Origin of the sequence: Massilia sp. DJPM01, assembly GCF_030348125.1 — a bacterium.
Taxonomy (GTDB): domain Bacteria; phylum Pseudomonadota; class Gammaproteobacteria; order Burkholderiales; family Burkholderiaceae_D; genus Telluria_A; species Telluria_A frigida.
In genome coordinates this window covers 1-870 of the sequence record NZ_JAQOZV010000199.1, presented here as the reverse complement: position 1 = coordinate 870, position 870 = coordinate 1, and the positions used below count along the sequence as shown (strand labels likewise).

Genomic DNA, 870 nt, shown 5'->3' with positions numbered 1-870 from the left:
GTGATCAAGGTGCTGCTGCAGATGAAGCACAAGACGCTGGTCAAGAGTTTGCACAGCGCGCCGCTCAATCCTTATTTCGATCTCTCCGACAGTCCGTTCTATGTGGTCCAGGAGACGGCGCCATGGCAGACGCAAACCGATGCGCAGGGGCGTGCATTGCCGCTGCGCGCAGGGGTCAGTTCGTTCGGCTTTGGCGGCGTCAATGCCCACGTGGTGCTGGAGGAATATGTACCGGTGGCGGCAATGGCGCCGGCAGTGGTGCCGGGGCCGTCGCTGATCGTGCTGTCGGCCCGCAATGAAGATCGCTTGCGCGAGACGGCGGCCAATCTGCTGGCCTATCTGCAGCAGCATGAGCAGACCGATCTGACGGCGCTGGCGTATACCTTGCAGCTTGGCCGGGATGGGATGGAAGAGCGGCTGGGCTGGGCGGTATCGTCGCTGGCGGAGCTGGTCGACAAGCTGCGCGGTTTCGCTGCCGACGGCGCCCTTGGCGATGGCGTACGGGGACAGGTCAAGCGCAACAAGGAAGCGGTATCGGTATTGTCGGCGGACGAAGATACCTCGGCATTGCTGGATGCCTGGCTGGCCAAAGGCCGCTACGGACGCGTATTGGAGATCTGGAGCAAGGGCTTGAATGTACGCTGGGAACGCTTGTACGGTGCAGTCAAGCCGCAGCGGCTGAGCCTGCCGACCTATCCGTTTGCGAAGGACCGCTATTGGGTGGAAGCCGAGGCGGCACCTGCGGCTGGCATTGCCTCGACGCTATTGCATCCGCTATTGCACGCCAACACCTCGGATTTGAGCGAGCAGCGCTTTACCTCGACTTTCAGCGGCAATGAATTCTTCCTGGCCGATCATCAGGTCCAGGCT

The 870-nt window shown here is 61.8% G+C and carries 1 protein-coding gene; it reads left to right on the top strand.

All coding sequences use genetic code 11. The annotated features are described in order from the left end of the window. Positions 1-21: 21 nt before the first annotated feature. Positions 22-870, top strand: an 849-nt coding sequence (locus PO883_RS34650; RefSeq protein WP_289313827.1) for a ketoacyl-synthetase C-terminal extension domain-containing protein, incomplete at its 3' end; no start/stop codon positions are given.